Annotated in this window: 13 protein-coding genes; 1 reads left to right on the forward strand and 12 read right to left on the reverse strand. The window is 62.9% G+C overall.

The window, feature by feature from the left end:
* Window positions 1-33 precede the first annotated feature (33 nt).
* The 5 genes from JSV08_07015 to JSV08_07035 form a co-directional block, all read right to left on the reverse strand.
* Window positions 34-1,617 (reverse strand): NAD(P)/FAD-dependent oxidoreductase, encoded by a 1,584-nt coding sequence (locus tag JSV08_07015; protein UCF80258.1) that lies wholly within the window; start codon window positions 1,615-1,617, stop codon window positions 34-36.
* A 92-nt stretch (window positions 1,618-1,709) separates the two neighbouring features.
* Window positions 1,710-3,293: an NAD(P)/FAD-dependent oxidoreductase gene (locus JSV08_07020; protein ID UCF80259.1), complete on the reverse strand. Its 1,584-nt coding sequence runs from the start codon at window positions 3,291-3,293 to the stop codon at window positions 1,710-1,712.
* A 42-nt stretch (window positions 3,294-3,335) separates the two neighbouring features.
* Window positions 3,336-4,925 (reverse strand): NAD(P)/FAD-dependent oxidoreductase, encoded by a 1,590-nt coding sequence (locus JSV08_07025; GenBank protein UCF80260.1) that lies wholly within the window; start codon window positions 4,923-4,925, stop codon window positions 3,336-3,338.
* A gap of 4 nt (window positions 4,926-4,929) precedes the next feature.
* Window positions 4,930-6,516: an NAD(P)/FAD-dependent oxidoreductase gene (locus JSV08_07030; GenBank protein ID UCF80261.1), complete on the reverse strand. Its 1,587-nt coding sequence runs from the start codon at window positions 6,514-6,516 to the stop codon at window positions 4,930-4,932.
* A 2-nt stretch (window positions 6,517-6,518) separates the two neighbouring features.
* Window positions 6,519-8,096: an NAD(P)/FAD-dependent oxidoreductase gene (locus JSV08_07035; protein ID UCF81856.1), complete on the reverse strand. Its 1,578-nt coding sequence runs from the start codon at window positions 8,094-8,096 to the stop codon at window positions 6,519-6,521.
* A 394-nt stretch (window positions 8,097-8,490) separates the two neighbouring features.
* Between JSV08_07035 and JSV08_07040 the strand changes: the two genes are divergently transcribed.
* Window positions 8,491-10,068 (forward strand): NAD(P)/FAD-dependent oxidoreductase, encoded by a 1,578-nt coding sequence (locus JSV08_07040; GenBank protein UCF80262.1) that lies wholly within the window; start codon window positions 8,491-8,493, stop codon window positions 10,066-10,068.
* Between the two features lie 57 nt (window positions 10,069-10,125).
* Here JSV08_07040 and JSV08_07045 read toward each other — a convergent pair whose 3' ends face one another.
* From JSV08_07045 to JSV08_07075, 7 genes are all read right to left on the reverse strand, one after another.
* Entirely contained in the window at window positions 10,126-12,861 is a 2,736-nt protein-coding gene (locus tag JSV08_07045) for a pyruvate, phosphate dikinase (protein ID UCF81857.1), read from the reverse strand.
* Between the two features lie 75 nt (window positions 12,862-12,936).
* On the reverse strand, window positions 12,937-13,371 hold the full coding sequence (locus tag JSV08_07050; protein ID UCF80263.1) for a cytidine deaminase: 435 nt from the start codon (window positions 13,369-13,371) through the stop codon (window positions 12,937-12,939).
* A gap of 28 nt (window positions 13,372-13,399) precedes the next feature.
* Window positions 13,400-14,581, reverse strand: coding sequence for a M48 family metallopeptidase (locus JSV08_07055; protein ID UCF80264.1), 1,182 nt, complete (start codon window positions 14,579-14,581; stop codon window positions 13,400-13,402).
* 94 nt (window positions 14,582-14,675) lie between these two features.
* Window positions 14,676-16,121, reverse strand: a complete 1,446-nt coding sequence (der, locus tag JSV08_07060) for a ribosome biogenesis GTPase Der (GenBank protein ID UCF80265.1) — start codon at window positions 16,119-16,121, stop codon at window positions 14,676-14,678.
* A gap of 88 nt (window positions 16,122-16,209) precedes the next feature.
* A complete protein-coding gene (locus JSV08_07065; GenBank protein ID UCF80266.1) occupies window positions 16,210-18,759 on the reverse strand; it encodes a HEAT repeat domain-containing protein in 2,550 nt (849 codons plus the stop codon).
* 133 nt (window positions 18,760-18,892) lie between these two features.
* Window positions 18,893-19,849: a hypothetical protein gene (locus JSV08_07070; GenBank protein ID UCF80267.1), complete on the reverse strand. Its 957-nt coding sequence runs from the start codon at window positions 19,847-19,849 to the stop codon at window positions 18,893-18,895.
* Window positions 19,849-21,276 (reverse strand): MBOAT family protein, encoded by a 1,428-nt coding sequence (locus JSV08_07075; protein UCF80268.1) that lies wholly within the window; start codon window positions 21,274-21,276, stop codon window positions 19,849-19,851. Before JSV08_07075 ends, JSV08_07070 begins: the two co-directional genes overlap by 1 nt.
* Window positions 21,277-21,454 lie beyond the last annotated feature (178 nt).

The following is a 21,454-nucleotide window of genomic DNA, read 5'->3' on the forward strand; positions in this document are numbered from 1 at the left end:
CGGCGCGTGCGACCGCCGTCAGGCCGCAGCCGTTTACCCGGCGATGCCCAGGCGGCAGTCCTCGAGAATCTTGCGTGCGGCGAGCCGGCCCGGCGTGGCGGAGATGCCGCCTCCGGGGTGCGTGCTCGCGCCGCAAAGGTAAAGGTTCTTTATCGGCATGCGGTAGTGCGCCCAGCCCGGCACGGGCCGCATGAACAGAAGCTGATCGAGAGTAATCTCTCCTTGACAGATATCCCCGTTGGTGATGCCGTAGATGGTTTCGAGATCGAGCGGCGTCAGCACCTGGCGGTGAAGGATGGCTTTCTTGATGTTGGGGGCGTACTTCGCGAGGGCGTCGATGACCAGGTCTCCCAGCTCCTCGCGCCGGTCGTTCCAGTTCCCTTCCTTGAGATGGTACGGGGTGTATTGGAGGAAGACGTCCATGACGTGCTTGCCCTCTGGGGCGAAGCTCGGGTCGACGAGCGAGGGGATGGCCGCGTCGAAACAGGGCGTCCTCGGGAAGCGGCCGTACTTGGCGTCGTCGTAGGCGCGCTCCAACTGCTCCATGCTGTTGATCCCCAGTATCATTCCCCGCAGGTGCGGCCCGTCTCCGGGAAGACACGTAAAGTTCGGAAGCTCACTAAGGGCCAAGTTTATCTTGGCCGAAGCCCCGTTCATCCTGAAGTTGCGGACGTGCCACAGGAACTTGGGCTCGAGATAAGCGGGATCGACCAGCTTCAGAAAGGTCCGGTGCAGGTCGGCGCTCGAGGCAACGATTTTTCCAAGAATTTCCTCGCCGCTTTCGAGGACCACGCCGGCGGCCGCGCCGTTTTTGAGGAGAACCTTCGCCACGGGCGCTTCCGTGCGTATCTCGACGCCGTGGCTCCTTGCGGACTTCGCTATGGCTTCGCTGATTGCGCCTATGCCTCCGCGCGGGAAGCCCGACCACTCGCCGGCCATGTGGTAACCCAGCAGGAAATAGCCCAAGCCTGGGGATTTCGGGCCCAACATCGGGCCGCCGGAGATGTCCGAGGCGATCACGGCCTTCAAGACGTCCGTCTCGAACCACTCGTCCAGACAGTCCGATACGCTCATGGAAACGAACCGCATGAACTCGTACATATCGTTCTTTCCGAGCCTCCTGAAGCGAAGCGCCGTGCGCAGCATCTGCCACGTCGAGGAGAAGCTGGTATCGGTGATGTCCGGCGCCGGCGCGGCGAGAATCGGAGCGGCGAAACTGGAAAGACGGGTCACAAAATCGTGATACTCGGCGAACTTCTGCGCGTCCTTCTTGGAAAACTTCTCTATTTCTTTCTGGGCTTCCTCCATCTCGTCCCACAAAATGAAATATCTTCCGTCCGGCATGAGCGTGAACATCGAAGTGCTGCGGGGAAGAATTTCCAGGCCGTGCTTTTCGAGGTCCAGGTCGCGGACGACGGCCTCGGAGAGCCAGTCGCAGAGGAAGGCGCAGGTGTTGTATTTGAACCCCGGGCAAATTTCCTCAGTCGCCGCCGTGCCGCCCAGGACGTTCCGCGCCTCGACGACCAGAACCTTCTTTCCACTTTTCGCAAGGTATGCGGCGGTCGTGAGGCCGTTGTGGCCTCCTCCTATGACGATTGCGTCGTATTGGTTGCTCATTTCTTAGAATCTCCTGTTTCAAGGCATATAGAAGTTTCCAATTTTAAAGTCTACCATTTCCAAAATCTTTTAGCATCTCAGGTCGCGGCCGTTTACGCGGCGGTGACGCCGTGCCAGTCCTCGAGAATCTGGCGTGCGGCGAAGTGGCCCGGCCTGGCCGAGATGCCGGCCCCGGGGTGCGCGCTGGAGCCGCAAAGGTAGAGATTCTTGATCGGCATGCGGTAGTGCGTCCAGCCTGGCACGGGACGCATGAACAGAAGCTGGTCTAAAGTAAACTCTCCGTGGCTGTTATCCCCATTGGTGAGGCCGTAGATGTTTTCGAGATCGAGCGGCGTCAACACCTGACGGTGCAGGATGGATTTCTTGAAGTTGGGAGCGTGCTGGGTAAGCAGGTCGACGGCCAGGTCGCCCAGCTCCTCGCGCCGGTCGTTCCAGTTTCCTTCCTTGAGATGGTACGGTACGTAATGGATGAAGAGGTTCATGACGTGCTTGCCCTTGGGGGCGAGGCCCGGATCCATGAGCGAGGGGATGAGCGCGTATAAGCAGGGCTCCTTCGGGAAGCGGCCGTACTTGGCGTCGTCGTAGGCGCGCTCCCAGAAATCCACGCTGGGGTACCTCAGCGTGAATCCCCGCTGGTGCGCGTCTCCGGGAAGACACGTGTAGTTCGGAAGCTCGCTCAGGGCCAGATTTACCTTGGCCGAAGCCCCGTTCAGCCTGAAGTTGCGGACGTGCCACAGGAACTTGGGGTCGAGAGAGCCGGGGTCGAGCAGCTTCAGGAAGGTTCGATGCAGATCGGTGCTTGCGGCAACAATTTTCCCGGAAATCTCCTCGCCGCTCTCGAGGGCCACGCCGGTTGTCGCGCCGTTTTTAACGATAATTCTCGCCACGGGCGCCTCCATGCGGATCTCGGCGCCGTGGCTCCTTGCGGACTTTGCGATGGATGCGCTGACGGCACCGATGCCCCCGCGCGGGTAGCCCGACCACTCGACGGCCGCGTGGTAACCTAGCAGGAAAAGGCCCGTGCCCGGAGATTTCGGGCCTATCATCGGGCAGCCGGAAAGAGTCGAGGCGAGCACACCCTTCAAAACGTCCGACTCAAACCACTCGTCCAGATAGTCCGATATGCTCATGGAAGTGAGCCTCATGAGCTCGTACATGTCTTCTTTTCCGAGCCTCCGGAAGCGAAGCGCCGTGCGCAGCATCTGCCACGTCGAGGAAAAGCTGGTATCGGTGATGTCCAGCGCCGGCACATTAAGAAACGGAGAGATAAAATCGGACACGCGTTCAACGAAATCTATATACTCGGGGTACTTCTGCGCGTCTTTTTTGGAAAATTTTGCAATCTCTTTCTGGGCTTCCTCCATCTCGTCTTCCCGGAGGAAGAAATATCCCCCGTCGGGCAAGGGCGAGAATGTCGTACTGGTTTGGGGAAGCATATCCAGGCCGTGCTTTACGAGTTCCAGGTCGCGGACGACGTCGTCGGATAGCCAATCGCAGATCATGGCACAGCAGTCGTATTTGAACCCCGGATAAATTTCCTCCGTCACCGCCGCGCCGCCCAGGACGTTCCGGGCCTCGAGGACCAGAACTTTCTTTCCGCTCTTCGCGAGGTACGCGGCGGTCGTGAGGCCGTTGTGGCCCCCTCCTATAACGATTGCGTCGTATTGGCTGCTCATTTTCTTAAGTCTCCTGCTAGGTATCCTCTATCGTTTCCGGTTTCAAAGTCTTCCGCTTTTAAAATCCTTGAGCATCTCCAGCGCGGCCAGCCATCCCGGCGCTCCCATGACGCCGCCTCCCGGATGGGCGCCGGAGCCGCACATATAAAGGCGGTTCACGGGCATGCGGTACTGCGCCCACCCCGGCACGGGGCGCATCATGAAAAGCTGATCGGCCGAGAGGTCGCCATGGAAAATGCTGCCGCCGGTGAGGCCGAACTCCTGCTCGTAATCCCAGGGCGAGAGCACCTGGCGGTGCAGAATGATGTCTTTCAAATTGGGCGCGTGCTCGCACAAGGTGTCTATCACGTTATCGCCGAACGTCTCACGGTGGTCGTCCCAGGGACCGGCCTTGAGATGGTAAGGAGCGTAGCGGACGGAGGCGGACATCACGTGCTTTCCGGGCGGCGCCATCGAGGGATCCACCAGGGAGGGAATTACGACGTCGAGGTAGGGCCTGTGCGAATATTTTCCGTACTTTGCGTCGTCGTATGCGCGCTCCAGGTAGTCCGTGCTCGGGGCGATGGTGATGAACCCTCGCAGGTGCGGGCCGTCTCCGGGAAGAGCCGTGAAGTTCGGAAGTCCGTCGAGGGCCAGGTTGACCATGCCGGAGCAGCCCCGGACCTTGTATTGTCGAATTTTTTCATAAAACTCCGCCGGCATGTCCCCGGGGTCGAGCATTTTCAGAAATGTGAGGGGCGGATCCACGCCCGAGGCGACCGCCTTCGCGCGAATCTCCTCGCCGCTTTCCAGCACCACGCCGGCCGCCGCGCCGTCTCGGACGAGAATCTTCGAGACCGGTGCCTCCGTGCGGATCTCGGCGCCGTATTTTCTCGCCGCCCCGGCGAGGGCGTCGGCCAGGGCCCCCATGCCTCCGCGGAGGAAGCCCCACGAGCCGGTGTCCCCGTCCAGTTCCCCCATGTAGTGGTGAAGGAGCACGTAGGCCGTCCCGGGAGAGCGGATGCTCAGGAACGAACCGATGACTCCGCTGGCGGACGTTTGGGCTTTCATAACGTCCGACTCGAAAAACATCTCGGCAAGCTCGAGCGAGCTCATGGTCATGAGCTTGGCGCAGGAATAGGCGTCTTTACCGAGCCCCCGGAAACGCATCCCGAGGCGGAAGAGCTTGAGGAGCTCGCGCGGATGAGACGACAACGGGTCGGGGGGGACCATGGAAAGGAAGGGATTGGCGACCCTCGCAAGGGTTGCCATGAATTCATGATATTTCGGATAGGCGTCCGCGTCATGTTTGGAAAAGCGGCTGATCTGTCTCCGGTTTTCCTCCTCGTCCTCCGCGAGGAAGAGGTGATTCCCGTCCGGCAGCGGAACGAAGTTGCTGTTAACGGGGATGACGTGGTAACCGTGGCTTTCAAGATCCAGATCCCGGATGATCTCGGGCCGCATCAGGCTCACCGTGTACGATAAAACCGTGTACTTGAACCCCGGATAAATCTCTTCCGTCACGGTGCAGCCGCCCAACACGTACCGCCGCTCGAGGACCAGAACCTTTTTTCCGGCCTTCGCCAGGTACGCGGCGGCCGTGAGGCCGTTGTGGCCTCCACCTATGATGATTGCGTCGTACTTATTACCCATATAGTTAGAGCCTTCCACTCTTGAAGTCCTTGAGCATTTCCAGCGCGGCCAGGCGCCCCGGCGCTCCCATCACCCCGCCTCCCGGATGGGCGCCGGAGCCGCACAGGTAAAGACGATGCACGGGCATCCGGTACTGCGCCCACCCCGGCACGGGGCGCATCATGAAAATCTGCTCGGCCGCGAGGTCGCCGTGGAAAATATTGCCGTCCGTGAGGCCGTACTCCTCCTGAAAATCCCAGGGCGTGAGTACCTGGCGGTGGAGAATGATGTCTTTCAGATTGGGCGCGTACTCGCTCAGGGTGTCTACCACGGCGTCGCCGAACGCCTCGCGTTGTTCGTTCCAGTGGGTGTCCTTGAGCGTGAAGGGAGTGTACCGGGCGGAGACGAACATCACGTGCTTGCCCGGCGGCGCCAGCGAGGGATCCACCATGGAGGGAATGACACACTCGAGGTAGGGTCTGCTCGAAAAGCTTCCGTACTTGGCTTCGAGGTAGGCGCACTCCAGGTAGTCGGTGCTCGGGGCGATGTTAAAGAACCCTTTCATGTGCGGTCCGTCGCCCGGCCTGCAGGTGAAGTTCGGAAGCCCGTCCAGGGCAAAGTTGACCTTGGCCGAGGCACCCCGAATCTTGTATTTTTGAATTTTTTTCAAAAACTCCGGAGGAACGTCCCCGGGGTCGAGCAGCTTCAGGAACGTGTGCTTCGGGTCCACGGACGAGGCTACCGCCTTCGCGCGAATCTCCTCACCGCTTTCCAGCACCACGCCGGTCGTCGCGCCGTTCCGGACGAGAATCTTCGAGACCGGCGCCTCCGTGTGGATCTCAGCGCCGAATTCTCTCGCCGCCCCGGCGATGGCGCCGCTCACGGTCCCCATGCCCTTTCGGGGAATGCCCCACTCGCTGCCCACGTCCACTTCCCCGATGTGGTGGTGAAGTAGCACGTAGGCGGTTCCGGGAGAACTGATGCCCAGGAACGTGCCGATGACTCCGCCGCAGGACGTCAGGGCCTTCATCACGTCCGATTCGAAATACCTTTCGGCGAAGTCGAGCGAGCTCATGGTCATGAGCTTTGCCAAAGAGAAGGAATCCTCGCCGAGCGCCCGGAATCGCTTTCCGAGACGAAGGAGCTTGCGTAGGTCGCGCGGACGGAACGACCTCGGATCGGGAGGGACCATGGAAAAGGTCGGATGAACGAACTCCGCAAGGCGCGTCATGAGCTGGTTGAATTCAAGGTGGGCGTCCGCATCGCGCTTGGAAAAACGGCTTATCTGTCTGCGGTTTTCCTCTTCGTCCTCCGTGAAGTGGAGATAATTTCCGTCCGGCAGCGGAGAGAAGTTGCTCTCAATGGGGATGATGTCGTAGCCGTGCTTCTCGAGCTCCAGCTCCCGGACGATCTCGGACCGCATCATGCCCACCACGTACGCCAAGACGGAATAAATGAATCCGGGAAAAACCTCCTCCGTAATGGTGCAGCCGCCCACGATGTGCCTTCGCTCGAGCACGAGCACCTTTTTCCCGCCCTTCGCCAAATAGGCCGCGGCAATGAGGCCGTTGTGGCCGCTTCCTATGATAACGGCGTCGTACTGCTTGCCCATCTTCAGAGCCTCCCGCTTTTAAAATCCTTGAGCATTTCCAGCGCAGCCAGGCGTCCCGGCGCTCCCATCACCCCTCCCCCCGGATGGGCGCCGGAGCTGCACATGTAAAGGCGGTTCACCGGCATGCGGTACTGCGCCCACCCCGGCGCGGGGCGGAACATGAAAGTCTGCTCGACCGTGAGGTCGCCGTGGAAAATGTTGCCGCCCGTGAGGTTGAACTCGTTCTCGTAATCCCAGGGCGTGACGACCTGGCGGTGGAGAATGATGTCCTTCAAATTGGGCGCGTACTCGCTCAGGGTGTCTATCACCGTGTCGCCGAGCGCCTCGCGGTGGTCGTTCCAGTGTCCGGCCTTGAGATTTAAGGGAGTGTACCGGCCGGAGATGGACATCACGTGCTTGCCGGGCGGCGCCATCGAGGGATCCAGCAAGGAAGGAATCACGATGTCGAGGAAGGGCCTGCGCGAAAAGTTTCCGTACTTGGCTTCGTCGAAGGCGCGCACCAGGTAGTCGGGGCTCGGGGCCACCATAAGGGTCCCACGCAGGTGCGGGCCGTCGCCCGGCATGCAGGTGAAATCGGGAAGAGCGTCCAGGGCCAGATTGACCTTGCACGATGCGCCTACCACGGTGTATTTGCGGATTTTATCCAGAAACTCCGTAGGAACGTCCCCCGGGTCGAGCAGCTTCAGGAACGTGACCTTCGGGTCGACGCCCGAGGCGACCGACTTCGCGCGAATCTCCTCGCCGCTTTCAAGCACCACGCCCGTCGCCGTGCCGTTCCGGACGAGAATTTTCGAAACCGGCGCCTCCGTGCGAATCTCGACGCCGTGGCTCTTTGCGGCCTTTGCGATGGCTTCGGCCACGCCCCCCATGCCTCCGCGTTGAAAGCCCCACGTGCCGGTGGTCCCGTCCACGTCCCCCATACCGAGGTGAAGTAGCACGTAGGCCGTTCCGGGAGCGCGTATGCTCCCTTTGCCGAAGATTCCCCCGACTGCCGCTTGGGCCTTCATAACGTCCGACTCGAAGAACATCTCGGCAAGGTGGAGCGCGCTCATGCTCATGAGCTTGACGAAGGACAGGGAATCCTCGCCGAGCTCACGGAAGCCCTTCCAGAGGCGGAAGAGCTTGAGGAGCTCGCGCGGACTGAACGACATCGGATCGGGGGGGACCATGGAAAGGAAAGGGTGAACGAAACTCGCAAGCCTTGTCAGGAATTCATGGAATTCCGGATAGGCGTCCGCGTCACGCCGGGAAAAGCGGCTTATCTCCCTGTGGTTTTCCTTCTCGTCCTCCGAGAGGAAAAGGCGGTTTCCGTCCGGCAGCAGAGACAGGCTGGTGTGCATGGGGATGACGTCGTAGCCGTGCTTTGCAAGCTCAAGCTCCCGGATGATCTCGGGCCGCATCAGGCTCACCACGTACGATAAAACCGTGTACTTGAACCCCGGATAAATCTCCTCCGTCACGGTGCAGCCGCCCAACACGTACCGCCGCTCGAGCACGAGCACCTTTTTCCCCGCCTTCGCCAGGTACGCGGCGGCCGTGAGACCGTTGTGTCCGCCTCCCACGATAATTGCGTCGTAGATTTTGGCCATAGTCTATTTTCTCTTGGAGTGGTGTTCAGGAACGGGGGTGCCGCGCGCGGTGCTGGAAGCGAGGGATTTGCCGGCAACGCTTTTGCTTAAGGCAAATCTTTCGCTTCGTCATGGAAAAGGTAAGGATAGGGGAAAACCCCTTGAGAATCAAGATTTGGCAGAGCGGTGCCGGTCGAACGCGTTTTTTCCGAGGCATCTTTCTCCAAGATTCTTGACACGACATTCTTTCGCGGAGTAAATTGTACTTGGTTCGTCCATCGGAACGGCTCAAATTGTAGGGACAGAGAAAAAGAGGGAACGTTTCAGCGGAAAGTCGCCGCGGTCGAAAGTGAGGGTCGGGCCGATGCGGTCGCGTTGTTCTTCCGGTTAGGCAAAAGAGCGGAGCATGGCCGAACGCTACGACGCCATCATAATCGGAGGCGGGCACAACGGCCTCGCGTGCGCCGCTTACCTGGCGAAGGCGGGGAAAAAGGTGCTCGTGCTGGAGCGAAGGCACGTCCTGGGCGGCTGCGCCGTGACGGAGGAGATTTATCCGGGCTTTAAGTACACGGTTCTGTCCTACGTGGTGAGCCTGCTCCGGCCCGAGGTAATCCGCGAGCTCGAGCTTACGAAGTACGGCCTCGACATCATTCCCCTCGACTGCGCCTTCACTCCGCTCCCGGACGGAAACTACCTCACCCGCTGGGGCGACCGTGAAAAAACCTACCGCGAAATCAGCCGCTTCTCCCGCCGCGACGCGGAAGCCGTCCGGGAATTCGGAAGGCTCATGGTGCAGCTTGCCTGGTTCGTGAAGCCGATTCTCGCCATGACGCCTCCCGACCCGGCGTCCCTCGACCCCCGCGAGCTTTTCAAGCTCCTCAAGCTGGGAAAGCGCCTGCAGGGGCTGGGCGACGATGCCCCGCACTTTCAGGCGAAACTCATGACCATGAGCGCGCTCGGATTTCTCGACATGTTCTTCGAGAGCGATGTCCTGAAAGCGTCCATGTCCATCAGCGGCATCATCGGCACGTACCTCGGAATCCGCTCTCCCGGAACGGCGTACGTGCTGCTCCACCACTACATGGGAGAGCTGGACGGGGCGTACCGGGCGTGGGGCATCTCGCGGGGAGGCACGGGGGCGGTGAGCGAGGCCTTCGCCGGCGCCGCGAGGCACCACGGCGCCGAAATCCGCACGGAGGCCCCCGTCGCGAAGATTCTCGTCAAAAACGGCGCGGCCGCCGGCGTTGTCCTCGAGAACGGCGACGAGATTCGCGCCAACATCGTGGCCGCAAGCACCGATCCGAAGCGCACGTTCTTGAAATTTCTCGAGCCCGGGCACGTGCCCGCGGATTTCCTGGAAAAAATTCGAAAATACAAAATCCGGGGCTCAACGGCCAAGGTCAACATGGCCCTGGACGGGCTTCCGAATTTCACGTGCCTTCCCGGTAACGGCCCGCACCTCAGCGGAGACATCTTCGTGGCCCCGAGCACCGAATACCTGGAGCGCGCCTACGACGACGCCAAGTACGGGAAATTCTCCAGGCGGCCCTTCCTGGAGGCCGTGATCCCCTCGCTCATGGATCCCTCGGTGGCGCCGCCCGGAAAGCACGTGATGTCCATCTTCGTCCAGTACGCTCCCTACGACCTAAAGGCCGGCCACTGGAACGACCACCGCGAGGCGCTCGGCGACACGGTGGTGGACACCCTCAGCGAGTACGCGCCCAACCTGAAGAACATCATTCTGCACCGCCAGGTCGTCACGCCCTGGGACATGGAGCAGGAGTTCGGCCTCACGGAAGGCAACATCTTCGCGGGCGAGATTACGCCGGATCAAATCTTCATGCTGCGCCCCGTTCCCGGCTGGGCTCAGTACCGCATGCCGTTGAAGAACCTTTACATGTGCGGCCACGGCGCCCATCCCGGAGGCGGCATCATGGGAGCCCCGGGACGCCTTGCCGCCCACGCAATCCTGAAGGATTCTTAAAGATTTTTCAGGAGACGGGTGCTGGCGGCGGCTCGCGACGGCTTCGTCGCGGCCGGCCTACCGCGTGTCGCTTTTCTTAACGGCGCCCTTGCGCTCGAGCGCCGCCTGCGCGGCGGCGAGGCGGGCGATCGGCACTCGGTAGGGCGAGCAGGAGACGTAATCGAGGCCGACGCTGTAGCAGAATTTGATGGACGAGGGGTCGCCTCCATGCTCGCCGCAGATGCCGATCTTGAGCGAGGCCTTGGCGGCGCGGCCGCCCTCCACGCCCATCCGGACGAGCTCGCCGACGCCCTCCACGTCGAGCTGCGAAAATGGATCGACGCCCAGAATCTCCTTGGCGATGTATTCGGGAAGAAACGAGCCGGTGTCGTCGCGGCTGAACCCGTAGGTCATCTGCGTGAGGTCGTTCGTGCCGAAAGAGAAAAAGTCGGCCTCCTGGGCGATCGCCCCGGCTTGCAGGCAGGCGCGCGGAACCTCCATCATGGTGCCGATGGGGTACGACGCCGCTTCCTTGGAGACGGCCGCCGCGACGGCCTCGACGCGCGAGCGCAGGAAGGAAAATTCGTTCGGGTTCGCGATGAGCGGAAGCATGATTTCGGGCCGCGCGTCGACGCCCCGCTTCCTGAGGGACGCCGCCGCCTCCAGGATGGCGCGCGCCTGCATTTCGTAGATTTCGGGATAGGTGATCGCGAGGCGGCAGCCGCGATGGCCGAGCATGGGGTTGGCCTCGCGGAGCGATTCCACCTTGGCCCGCACCTCGTCGGTCGGAAGATTCATGCGGCGCCCGAGCGCTTCAAGCGCGGCCTTATCGTGGGGCAGGAACTCATGAAGCGGCGGGTCGAGGAGCCGGATCGTCACGGGCAGCCCCGCCATGGCGCGCAGGATTCCGGTAAAGTCGTCGCGCTGGAAGGGAAGGAGTTTTTCGAGCGCGCGGAGGCGTTCCTCCTCCGTGCGTGAGAGAATCATCTCGCGCACCGCCGGAATGCGCTCCTCTTCGAAGAACATGTGCTCCGTGCGGCAGAGGCCTATGCCCTCGGCGCCGAAAGCGCGCGCGCTGGCGGCGTCCTCGGGCGTGTCGGCGTTGGCGCGAACCTTCATGTCGCGCGCCTCGTCCACCCACGCCGAGAAGCGCTCGTAGAGACGGTACAGAGGCGCCTCGTCGGGCGCGAGGCTTTTCTCGACGAGGACGCGCACGACCTCCGAGGGGCTCGTGGCGAGCTCTCCCGCCAGGACCTCGCCCGCCGAGCCGTCGAGCGAAAGGTAGTCGCCCCGCTTGAAGGTGCGGCCGCTGACGCGAACTTCCCCTTTCTTATGGTCGATGTCGACCGCCTTGCATCCCGTCACGCAGGGCTTTCCCATGCCGCGCGCCACGACCGCGGCGTGGGACGTCATCCCCCCGCGCGCAGTCAGGATCCCCTTCGCGGCGCTCATGCCGGCCACGTCTTCAGGCGACGTCTCGACGCGCACCAGGACGACCCGCCCGTCCCCGCCTTGGGCCATCTCGACGGCCTCCTCGGCCGAAAGGGCGATACGGCCCGAGGCGGCCCCGGGGCTGGCGGCGAGTCCCTTCGCGAGAAATTTCTTCTCGGCGAGCGCCTTCTTTTTCGCCGCGGCGTCGAAGACGGAGCCGAGAATTTGCTCCAGGTGCGCCGGCTCGACGCGCAGCACCGCTTCCTCGCGGCTGATTAATCCCTCGTCGACCATCTCGACGGCCGCCCGGAGCGCCGCCGTGCCCGTGCGCTTGCCGACGCGCGTCTGAAGCATGAAAAGTTTTTTCGACTCCACGGTGAACTCGATGTCGAGCATGTCGCGGTAGTGCTTCTCCAGGCGCTCGCGGATGCCGCAGAGCTCTTCGTAGACCTCGGGCAGCTTGGCCTCGAGGCTTTCCTCTCCTCCCTCCGGTGCGCTGGCGAGAGGGTAGGGCGTGCGGATTCCCGCCACCACGTCCTCGCCCTGCGCGTTGGGAAGGAATTCGCCGTAGAAGCGGTTCTCGCCCGTTGAGGGGTCGCGCGTGAAGGCGACGCCGGTCGCCGAATCCATGCCGACGTTGCCGAACACCATGGCCTGCACCGTCACGGCCGTGCCCAAATCGTGGGGAATGCCGTGGAGGCGGCGGTAGGTGAGGGCGCGGTCGTTGTTCCAGGAGCGAAAAACAGCCTCGATGGCCTGCCGAAGCTGGGTGAAAACGTCCTGCGGAAAATCCGCGCGCGTCCGCTCCCGATAGAGCGCCTTGTAGCGTTCGAGAACTTTTTTCCAGTCCCCCGCTTCCAGCTGGTAATCGTGCTCGGCCAGGCGGCGGCTCTTGGCCTCGGTGAGAATCTCGTCGAACGCCTCGTGCGGGACGCCGTGCACGATCTCGCCGAACTTTTCGACGAGGCGGCGGTAGCAGTCGAGCGCGAACGCTTCATTGCCGGTCTGGCGCGCGAGGCCTTCCGTTGTCTCGTCGTTCAGTCCGAGATTGAGGATGGTGTCCATCATGCCGGGCATTGAAAACTTCGCGCCCGAGCGAACGGAGACGAGAAGCGGGTTCTTCTTGTTGCCGAATTTCCTGTCCATGAGCTTCTCGACGCGGGCGAGATTCTCCTGAATCCGCGGCTCCAGGGACTGAAGCACCGAGGGATTCTTGAGATATTCGACGCAGACGTGCGTCGAGACGGTGAAGCCCGGAGGGACGGGGATGCCCAGGTTCGTCATCTCCGCCAGGTTCGCTCCCTTGCCGCCGAGAAGATTCTTCATTTGGGAGGAGCCGTCGGCCCGCCCCGCTCCGAAAAAGTAGACGTTCTTTTCCATAATCTTACTGGACCGCGAAAAACCCACTCTACGTCACCGGTCCGCCAAAACGATAAGGTAACACCATTTTCGACTTTGTCAACGTTTCCGGCGGCTCTTTTCCGCTGTCGCCCGGGCGCGGCTGCGCGTGTGGGGAAGGAGGGCGCGAATGCTCAGGCGCACGGGACGGCCCGAGGGCCGCGAGAGATCGCACGCACGGGCAAGGTAGACGGGCATCGAGGGGGAGGATGCGAACTTATAGAGCGCCTCCCGGCAGACGCCGCAGGGCGTGACGGCCTCGCGGCCGTTCGTCACGACGGCCGCCGCCTCGATGCGGAGAAAGCCCTCGGAGATGGCCTTGTACAGGGCGGTGCGCTCCGCGCAGAGGCCGAGCTCGTTCATGCCGACCTCGATGTTGCAGCCCGAGAAAATTCTTCCACCCTCGACGCGCACGGCCGCGCCCACGGGGAATCCCGACTTGGGCGCGTAGGCGTGCGCCTGGGCCGCGCGCGCCGCTTCGAGGAGAGCTTTCACCCGTCCCGAACCCGCCGGCGCGCGTGCGCTACGAGCCCTTCTTTTTGGCTTCTTTGGTTTCTTTTTTCTTGTCGAGCTTGGCAAGATATTCCCTCGCGGTTTCATCGTCGGGGCGGACGCGCAGCACCCGCTCGAATTCCTTTCGCGCCACCTTGCTGCGCCCCTCCTCGAAATCATGCTCCGCCGCCTTGAGCGTCCACGCCACCATGCGCTGCTGATAGCCTCCTGTGTCTATGGGCAGGGCGGAGAAATCGCGGTAGTGCCACGCGATTTCCTCCTCCTGGTTGCGCTTGCGCACCTTGTTCGTGGAGTGATTGCCGTAGAAAAAGTTGATCGCCTTGGGTGTGTCGCCGTAGACGGCGTTAAAGAGGTCCCAGACCTTGGGGCCCTCGCGCGGGTCGTAGCCAGCCGCGGTCGAGTAGCGCAGGCCCACGCGGTCGGACTGGTCCTCCTGGTTGCGGCCGTGGCCGTTCACGGCCGCGTTGAGGGCCAGCCCTATGAGCAGCGACTCGGCCTGGGAAAGTCCCGGATTCACGAAAATCGTAGTGACGTTGAGAAAGATGCTCGGAAAATAGAATTTTTTATACGTGCGCTCCGAGTGGCGCTCGGTGACGTGGGCAATCTCGTGTCCCAGGATGGTCACCAATTGCGCCTCGTTCTCGACGCGCCCCAGGAGCCCCGTGAACACGTAGATCTGGCCGCCCGGCATGGCGAAGGCGTTGACCTCGGGATGGTCGAGAACGCGAAACCTGAAATTAATCTGGGGCCCGGCCCACTCGGGCACAAGACGCATCCCGAGCCCCCCCACGTAGGCGTTCAGCTCCTCGTCTTCCACGAGCTTCATTTTCTTGTTCTTGTCCTTGGCAATCTCCTCCTCGGCCCTCCGGGAGGCCTTTTCCAGTTTGCGGCGGAAGGAGACGCCCGGGTTGGCCTTTTTGATGTGCACCGAGCTTGCTTTGACCGTTCCGTCGGGAAGAATCTCGCCGCGCACGCGGGCGAAGAGGCCGGGCTGCACCTCCTCCAGCGAGCGGACGTGCCCCCTCACGCCCGATTCACCGACGTGCACGTCGTAGGAATCAACCCGCAGCACCGCTCTCTCGACGTTTACGGCCTCCACGAACGCGCGGAGCGAAACGGAACGCTCCGCGCCGAACGCCAGCAGAGCGAGCCCGAGGGCGAGCGCTGCGGCACGAGCCAGTCGTTTGCGCATTGTTTTCCTCATGATAGGCGAGTGCATGCGGCGGCGCAAGAATCGGAAAAACCGGCGTGGCCGGGCTTTGCGGCATACCCCGCAAGGGCGGCCGCTATCGGCGCGGACGCCGCCCTGAACGACCTTTCTTAGATGCCTTCGCGCGCGTCTTCCCGGCCGCGGCACGGCCTTTGCCGTAGCGGGCGGGCTTCGCCCTGACGAGAAGCCGGAGCGGCGTTCCATCGAGCGAATAGCAAGCACGCAGCTCACGCTCCATGTAGCGCAGGTAGGCCTGGGTAAGCCCGCCCGCGCGGTTGGCGAAGAGCACCATGGTGGGCGGCGGCGCCAGTGGCTGGGTGGCGTACAGGAGACGGAACGCGGCTCGCCCGCGCGAGGGAGGCGGGTTCTTGAGGACGATGCGCTTCAGGTCGCGGTTGAGGCGGGCGGTGGGGACCCGGAACCGGCGCGCGCGCTCCGCGCGGACGATTTTTTGAAAAAGCGCCTTTATGCCCCGCCCGCGCAAAGCCGAGGTCGTCGCGACGAGCGCGTAGTCGAGAAACGGCATGTGCCGCCGGAGGTGCCGCTGCATGGCTTCCGCGTCGGCGCTTCCTTCAATGAGGTCGCACTTGCTGAGCACCAGAACGGTGGCGGCGCCCGATTCTTTGATGAGCCGCCCGATGGCCAGGTCCTGGCGGGCGAGCTCGCGCACCGAGTCCAGCACCAGGAGGGCCACGTCCGCGCGCTCGAGCGCCGCCCGCGCGCGAAGAACCGACAGCGTGGCCAGGTGCGCCTTGACGCGCGCCCGCCGCCGTATGCCCGCCGTGTCGATGAAGACGTACCGCACGCCGTCGCGCACGCACCCGGCGTCCACGGCGTCGCGGGTGGTGCCGGGAATCTCGGAAACGAGCGCGCGCCCCTCGCCCAGGAGGGCGTTGAGGAGCGACGATTTTCCCACGTTCGGACGCCCCACGATGGCGACCGCGATGCGTTCCTCCGGCTCCTCGGAGCCGGAAAAGGCCGGCTCGAACGCGGAGAGTGCCGCAAGGAGCGCCTCGAGGAATTCGTCCATAAAGCGCCCGTGCTCGGCGGAAAGAAGCTGCGCCGCGCCGAAGCCCAGGGCCTGGAAGTCGTGGACGGCCGCCTCGTCGCGCCGCCCGTCCACCTTGTTCGCGACCAAGAGCACGGGCTTGTCGAGCCGGTGCAACCGCTCGGCTAGCATCTCGTCGGCCGCGGTGGGCCCCTGCTTGGCGTCCACCATAAAGACCACGACGTCCACCATCTCCAGCACGCCCTCGGCGGCCTGCCACACGAGCGGGGTCAGTGCGTCCCCGACGGGCTCGGTGAGACCGCCCGTGTCAATCAGCTCGAACCGGCGCCCTTCACGCTCGACGGTCTGGGAAAGGTAGTCCCGCGTGACGCCGGGCGCGGGATGCACGATGGCCTTGCGGGAGCCGACCAGGCGGTTGAACAGCGTGGACTTGCCCACGTTCGGGCGCCCCGCAATGGCGACCCGCGGCAGGAGCGGGCCGCGCGCTTTGGCCTTGGATGAAGCGGCGGGCATAACTTATCTCGACGAGGACAGGTTCAGGAAATCAGGAAAAAGGAAAAAAATTCATGGGAGCATCGCACGGACCACCGGCCCTTGACGGCTAATCTTTCTCCTCTTCCCGGCGCTTCTCCTTTTCTTTTTGCAGTTCTTTTACCGCTTCCTTCGCGGCTTCGCGGACGTAGTCGATCGGGTCCTCTTCGGCGGCGACGACGAGGGCGGGAACGGCGAGCGGCTCGCCCAGCTCCTCGAGAACCGAGCAGGCGGCGCCGCGCACGCGGTGGCTCTTGTCCTCGAGGAACGCGAGCACCGTGCGCGCCGCCTCCTCCGGGTCGTCCTCCGAGAGTTCTCCGAAGGCGCGAAGGGCCGCCGTGCGGCATAACGTCGGCTTCCCGTACGCCATCCACTCCCTGAGCGTCGGGACGGCTTCCTCGTCATCCATCTCGACGTAGGCGTCGAAAACGGCGCGGCGGATGACTTCCAGGTGCGACGGCATCTCGAGAGCCTTGGACAGAATTTCTTCAAGCTCCTCGCGCGGGAGCGCCTCCGGGGAGGATTCTTCCTTTTCTTCCTCTTCTTTCTCGCCTTCCTCGGCTTCGCCGCCGCGGTCTTCCTTTTTGCTTTCTTTTTCAGGAGAAAGCTTTGCGAGCGCCTTAACGGCCTCGGCCTGCACGCGGTAGGAGAGGTCTTTTTCAAAGAGCGCCTTGAGACGCGCGACAGCTGGCCCGCTTCCCGGCCCTTTGTGCTCCCCGAGCGCCCGCGCGGCCGCGACGCGGACGCGCGCGTCCGGGTCCTCCGTCGCGTCGAGAAGCGCCGCGCGCGCCTCGTCCGTAGCGATGTCCGCGAGCAGCTTCGCCGCCTCCGCGCGCACGCCGTAATAGGAATCCTCCCGAAGCGCTTTCGCGAGCGCCGCGATGGCCTTGGGCGACGGGTAGGCGGCGAGCTCCTCGGCCGCCTCGATGCGCCCCAGCATGTCCGAGTCGCTCTCTATCTGGCGGAGCCATTCTTCCTCCTCTTTCTCGAAGCTCAGCTCCTTGAGCACCCAGCCGTCCTTGTCGAAGCGCACCGCCGGCGGCTTCTTCGGGGCGGGGAGGTAAATCCTCTGCTCCGCGCCGTCGAGCACGACGCGGTGGAGGCGCGCCCCGTCCTCCGCCGCGATTTCCACGCCCACGGCCACGCGAAACGGCTCGCCCTCCTGGGTCTGCCTCACGCGGAGCTCGACCATCCCGGTGCCCTCGTCCCAGCTCCACTCGACGTCGAACTCCGGGTGGCCCGCGCGGTAAAGCCACTGCTCGAAAAACCATTCGAGGTTCTTCCCCGCGGCGTCCTCGAACGCGAGCCGCAGGTCGTTCGTCGTGACGTTCTGCTTCTGGTGGCGCCGGGCGTAAAGCTGGACGCCCCGCCAGAAGTCGCGCTCCCCCAGGTGATAGCGGAGCATGTGGAGCACCCAGGAGCCTTTCTCGTAGGAGTGGCCGTCGAACATGTCTCCCGGAATCTCGTACTCCCTCCAGACGACGGGGCGCGGGCGCCAGCCGTGGTCTTCGAGGTACCACTCCTTGTTGCGCAGCATGTCGAGCTTGAATTCGTCCGCGCCGCGGTCGTGCTCCTTGAAGAGGGCGTCGAAGTACGTGGCGAACCCCTCGTTGAGCCACAGGTGCGACCAGTCGCGGCACGTGAGCAGGTCGCCCCACCACTGGTGCGCGAGTTCGTGCGCGACGAGGCCCTCGCTGTCCTCCGTGAGGTGCGCGCGGTCGTCGTGTATGGTGTGCTGCGTGAGCGTCGTGGCGGAGACGTTTTCCATGCCGCCCCACATGTACTCCTCGACGGGCGTCTGCGCGTATTTCTCGTACGGGTATCGTATGCCGATTCTATCCGAGAAGAATCGCATCATCTCGGGCGTCTTGCGGAAGGAGTTCATCGCGTGCTCGACGTCCTTTTGCTGGACGTAGTACCTGAGCGGAACGCCGTCCCACTCGGCCCGGATTTCTTCGAACTCCCCCACGATGAGGCTCACGAGGTAGCTCACGTGCGGCACGCGCTCCCTCCAGCGGAACGTTCTCCACTTGCCGTCCCCGGACTCCTCGACCCCGAGGAGCTCGCCGTTCGAGATGACGATGTAGGGCTTCCGCACCGTGGCGTTAATTTCCGACTCGGCGAGCTCGTTGGGATAGTCGTAGCAGGGGAAGTAATAGTGGGAGTCCTCGTCCTCGCCCTGCGTCCAGATCTGGTAGGGCTTCGAGGGGTAGCCCTCGTCGGGCCGGACGAAGTAAAGGCCGCGCCGGGGCTTCGCCTCGTACTCGACGGCCAGGTCGAGGCGGTCGCCGCGGCCGTACTCCCTGCCGAGGCGGACGGTCAGCCTGCGCCCCTCGTGCTCGAACTTCAGGCGCTTGCCGCGAAGCACGACTTTCTTGATCTCCATGTCCTCGGCGTCGAGGACGACGGTGTCCACGTCGTCCCAGAGGGGGACGAACGTGTGCGTCGCCGCGCCCCGGATTTTCCCTTCCTTCTCGTCCAGCGTCACGTCCAGGCGAATCTTTTCGAAGTCCACCGTCTTGCGCGGCGGAGCGTTCTTCGCCTCGTCCGCGAAGAGGGGCGCGCGGAGCGCGAGAAAACTTCCCAGCAAACACAGCGCCAGGACGCGGCGCTTTCTCATGCGGTTCACCTCCTGCATCGGTTTGACATAGAGCACCCGGAGAACGCATTGTAACATGCCTAAGGGAGGGGATTGGTGTTCGGTCGCCCGGTTAGAGCCGAGGAACTGAGAAACGGAATGGAAAAAACTCCTTTCACTTCGCAGGAGCTATTTCGAAAAGTCCGTCGTCCATCATGCGCTCAAGAAGGGCGCGGCTCCCCTCGGGGTTGACGTGGATGCCGTCGGCGAAACCGGAATCGCTTCCGTCGAGGGCGCGGCTGTAGTCGAAGAACGGCACCCCTCCCCGTGCGCAGATATCTTCCGTTTCCCGAATCCAGTCCGCAAGGCCGGTTCTCTTTTCGCGCATCTCGGGGTGCATGGGGGTCATGACCACAGCGAGCGCGATGCCTTCACGCTTGCAGAATTGGACCGTGCGCTCCATCGCTTCGAGGTTCTCCGGAAGTGTGCGGGCCTTCTGGCTACGCGAGCGCCGGATGGCTTCCAGCTTGCGCGGCGTCAGTTTTTTCGGGTTGATCCACGTCTGGTCGTCGCGCCGGAGGTAGGCCAGCGACCGGATAAAGAACTCGGAATTGAAGGAAGAGAGGCGAAGCGTCTTGGAGAGAAGGCCCATCGAGGGGAAATGGCGGTCCGCGAGACTGGAGACGCGGGGCGAAATTTTCCGAAAGGCGTTCAATTTCGCCGCCACGGAATGACAGGACATCAGGGCGGTGGCCTCCGAGATCACCAGGCGAGGCGGCGGATGGCGCTCGAAGTAGTCCCGGAGCAGGCTCTCGGCGACCTCGGCCGAGACGCCGTTGTAGGCCAGGTTGAAGCACGGCCTGCCGGTCCGGAGCGAGACCTCGGGAGCGTAGAAGGCGTTAACGGCGCGGGAGTCTCCCACGACCAGGATTTCCGCCTCGGCGCGTCCGGCGTAGAGGCGGGAAAAGCGGTTCCGGCTCTTCAGCAGGAGAAAGTCCGCAAACTGCCCCAGCACGAAGTCTCCCGCGAAGACGACCACGGCGAGCAGCACGAGGAAGCGCAGCAGGGCCACGCCCTGTTTACGAGGGAACGGGTTTCCTATGAATCGCCGCCTGTCTTTCATGTATGCCATCAAAACTGAAAGTAAATGAAACGCTGCCCGGTGAGATTGCCGAGAAACACCAGAGTCCAGATTCCCATGGCCAGCGCCAGAAGCCTCGCCCCCGGATGCCGGTCGAGGAATGATTCGAAATCAAAGCGGAAGGAGACCGCCTCCAGCACGAGCACGCACCCGCAGAGGACGAGCGCCTTGGCCGTCAGTACGGCGTGCATGACCTGGAACGCGGCGGGCGCGCCCAGCGCCGCCATGCCGCCAAGGTACACGGCGGCGTCATGGAACGAGGGGGCGCGAAAGAATATCAGGCTCGCGCAGAAGCCATGGAACACCACGGCGCGCGCCAGAAGCAGCCGGACCGGGCCGGGCACTCCCAGCGCCCGGGCGAGGCCGCGGAGGGAATCTCCGACGAGCCTTTCCGCCGCGATGTAGATTCCGTTCAGAAAGCCCCAGAACACGAACGTCCACTTCGCCCCGTGCCACAGCCCGCCCACGAGCATCGTGAGCATGAGGTTTTGAAACGCTCGGAACCCTCCGAGGCGGTTGCCCCCGAGGGGGATGTACACGTAATCGCGGAACCAGGAGGACAGCGAGACGTGCCACCGCTGCCAGAACTCGCGAAAGGAGCCGGCGAAATAGGGGCGGTCGAAGTTCATCCGGAGATCGAAGCCCAGTATGCGCGCCGTGCCGACGGCGATGTCCGAATATCCCGAGAAATCGCAGTAGAGCTGGAGGGCGAAAAAGTACATGCCCAGCCAGAGATCGAGCGGGGAATGCGCAAGGGGGGACGAGAAGCGGAGGTCCACCAGCATGCTCAGCGAATCGGCCACGACCACTTTCTTGACGAAGCCCCACAGGGCGAGCTGGAACCCCGAGACGAAGCGGTGCGCGTCAAGGGCATGCTCGCGGGAGAACTGGGGCAGAAGATGGGAGGCGCGCTCGATGGGACCCGCGACGAGCTGGGGGAAAAAAGCCACGTAGGAGGCGTAACGGAGCCAGCTCCGCTCGGCCGCCGTCCGCCCCCGATAGACGTCGATCACGTAGCCGAGCGATTGAAAGGTGTAGAAGCTGATTCCCACCGGAAGAATTATCTCGAGAGCGGGGGTGGCGACGTCCACGCCGACGGCGCGGGCGGCGTCCTTGAAACTGTCGACGAAGAAATTGAAATACTTGAAAAAACCCAGGATGGAAAGGTTGGAAACGATGCTGGTGAGAAGAAAGCGCTTCCTTTTCTCCGGCGAGGCGCAATTTTCCAGTTTTCTCGCCATCGCGTAGTCCAGCGTCGAGGTGAAGCCGATGAGCGCAAGGAAACGCCAGTCCCACCATCCGTAGAACACGTAGCTGGCCGCAAGGAGAAAGATCGTCCGCCCCGTTCCCCGCAGGGCGAAGTAGACGACGAAGAACAGGACGAAGAAAACGAGAAAGCTCAGAGAGTTAAACAGCATGGCTTCGTGAGCGAAGCGGCGGCGTTCCGCCGACCTGCTATTTTACTACCATGATGCGAAAGAAACCTCCGAAAAATGCTTCCATGCCGTTCCAAAGTTTTTTCCCGCGCCGTCCCGAAGGCGGAGTCAATTGTCGCCCCAGCCGTGGTGTGATAAAATATTTTTCGTATCTCCTAGG

Source organism: Acidobacteriota bacterium, assembly GCA_020349885.1.
In the GTDB taxonomy this organism is placed as follows: domain Bacteria; phylum Acidobacteriota.

Bases quoted from the DNA above. Each gene is read 5' to 3' on its own strand.
- JSV08_07070 (UCF80267.1), bottom strand. From the start codon at position 19,849: ATGGCATACATGAAAGACAGGCGGCGATTCATAGGAAACCCGTTCCCT.
- der (UCF80265.1), bottom strand. From the start codon at position 16,121: ATGCCCGCCGCTTCATCCAAGGCCAAAGCGCGCGGCCCGCTCCTGCCG.
- JSV08_07075 (UCF80268.1), bottom strand. From the start codon at position 21,276: ATGCTGTTTAACTCTCTGAGCTTTCTCGTTTTCTTCGTCCTGTTCTTC.
- JSV08_07055 (UCF80264.1), bottom strand. From the start codon at position 14,581: ATGCGCAAACGACTGGCTCGTGCCGCAGCGCTCGCCCTCGGGCTCGCT.
- JSV08_07015 (UCF80258.1), bottom strand. From the start codon at position 1,617: ATGAGCAACCAATACGACGCAATCGTCATAGGAGGAGGCCACAACGGC.
- JSV08_07030 (UCF80261.1), bottom strand. From the start codon at position 6,516: ATGGGCAAGCAGTACGACGCCGTTATCATAGGAAGCGGCCACAACGGC.
- JSV08_07065 (UCF80266.1), bottom strand. From the start codon at position 18,759: ATGAGAAAGCGCCGCGTCCTGGCGCTGTGTTTGCTGGGAAGTTTTCTC.
- JSV08_07020 (UCF80259.1), bottom strand. From the start codon at position 3,293: ATGAGCAGCCAATACGACGCAATCGTTATAGGAGGGGGCCACAACGGC.
- JSV08_07040 (UCF80262.1), top strand. From the start codon at position 8,491: ATGGCCGAACGCTACGACGCCATCATAATCGGAGGCGGGCACAACGGC.
- JSV08_07025 (UCF80260.1), bottom strand. From the start codon at position 4,925: ATGGGTAATAAGTACGACGCAATCATCATAGGTGGAGGCCACAACGGC.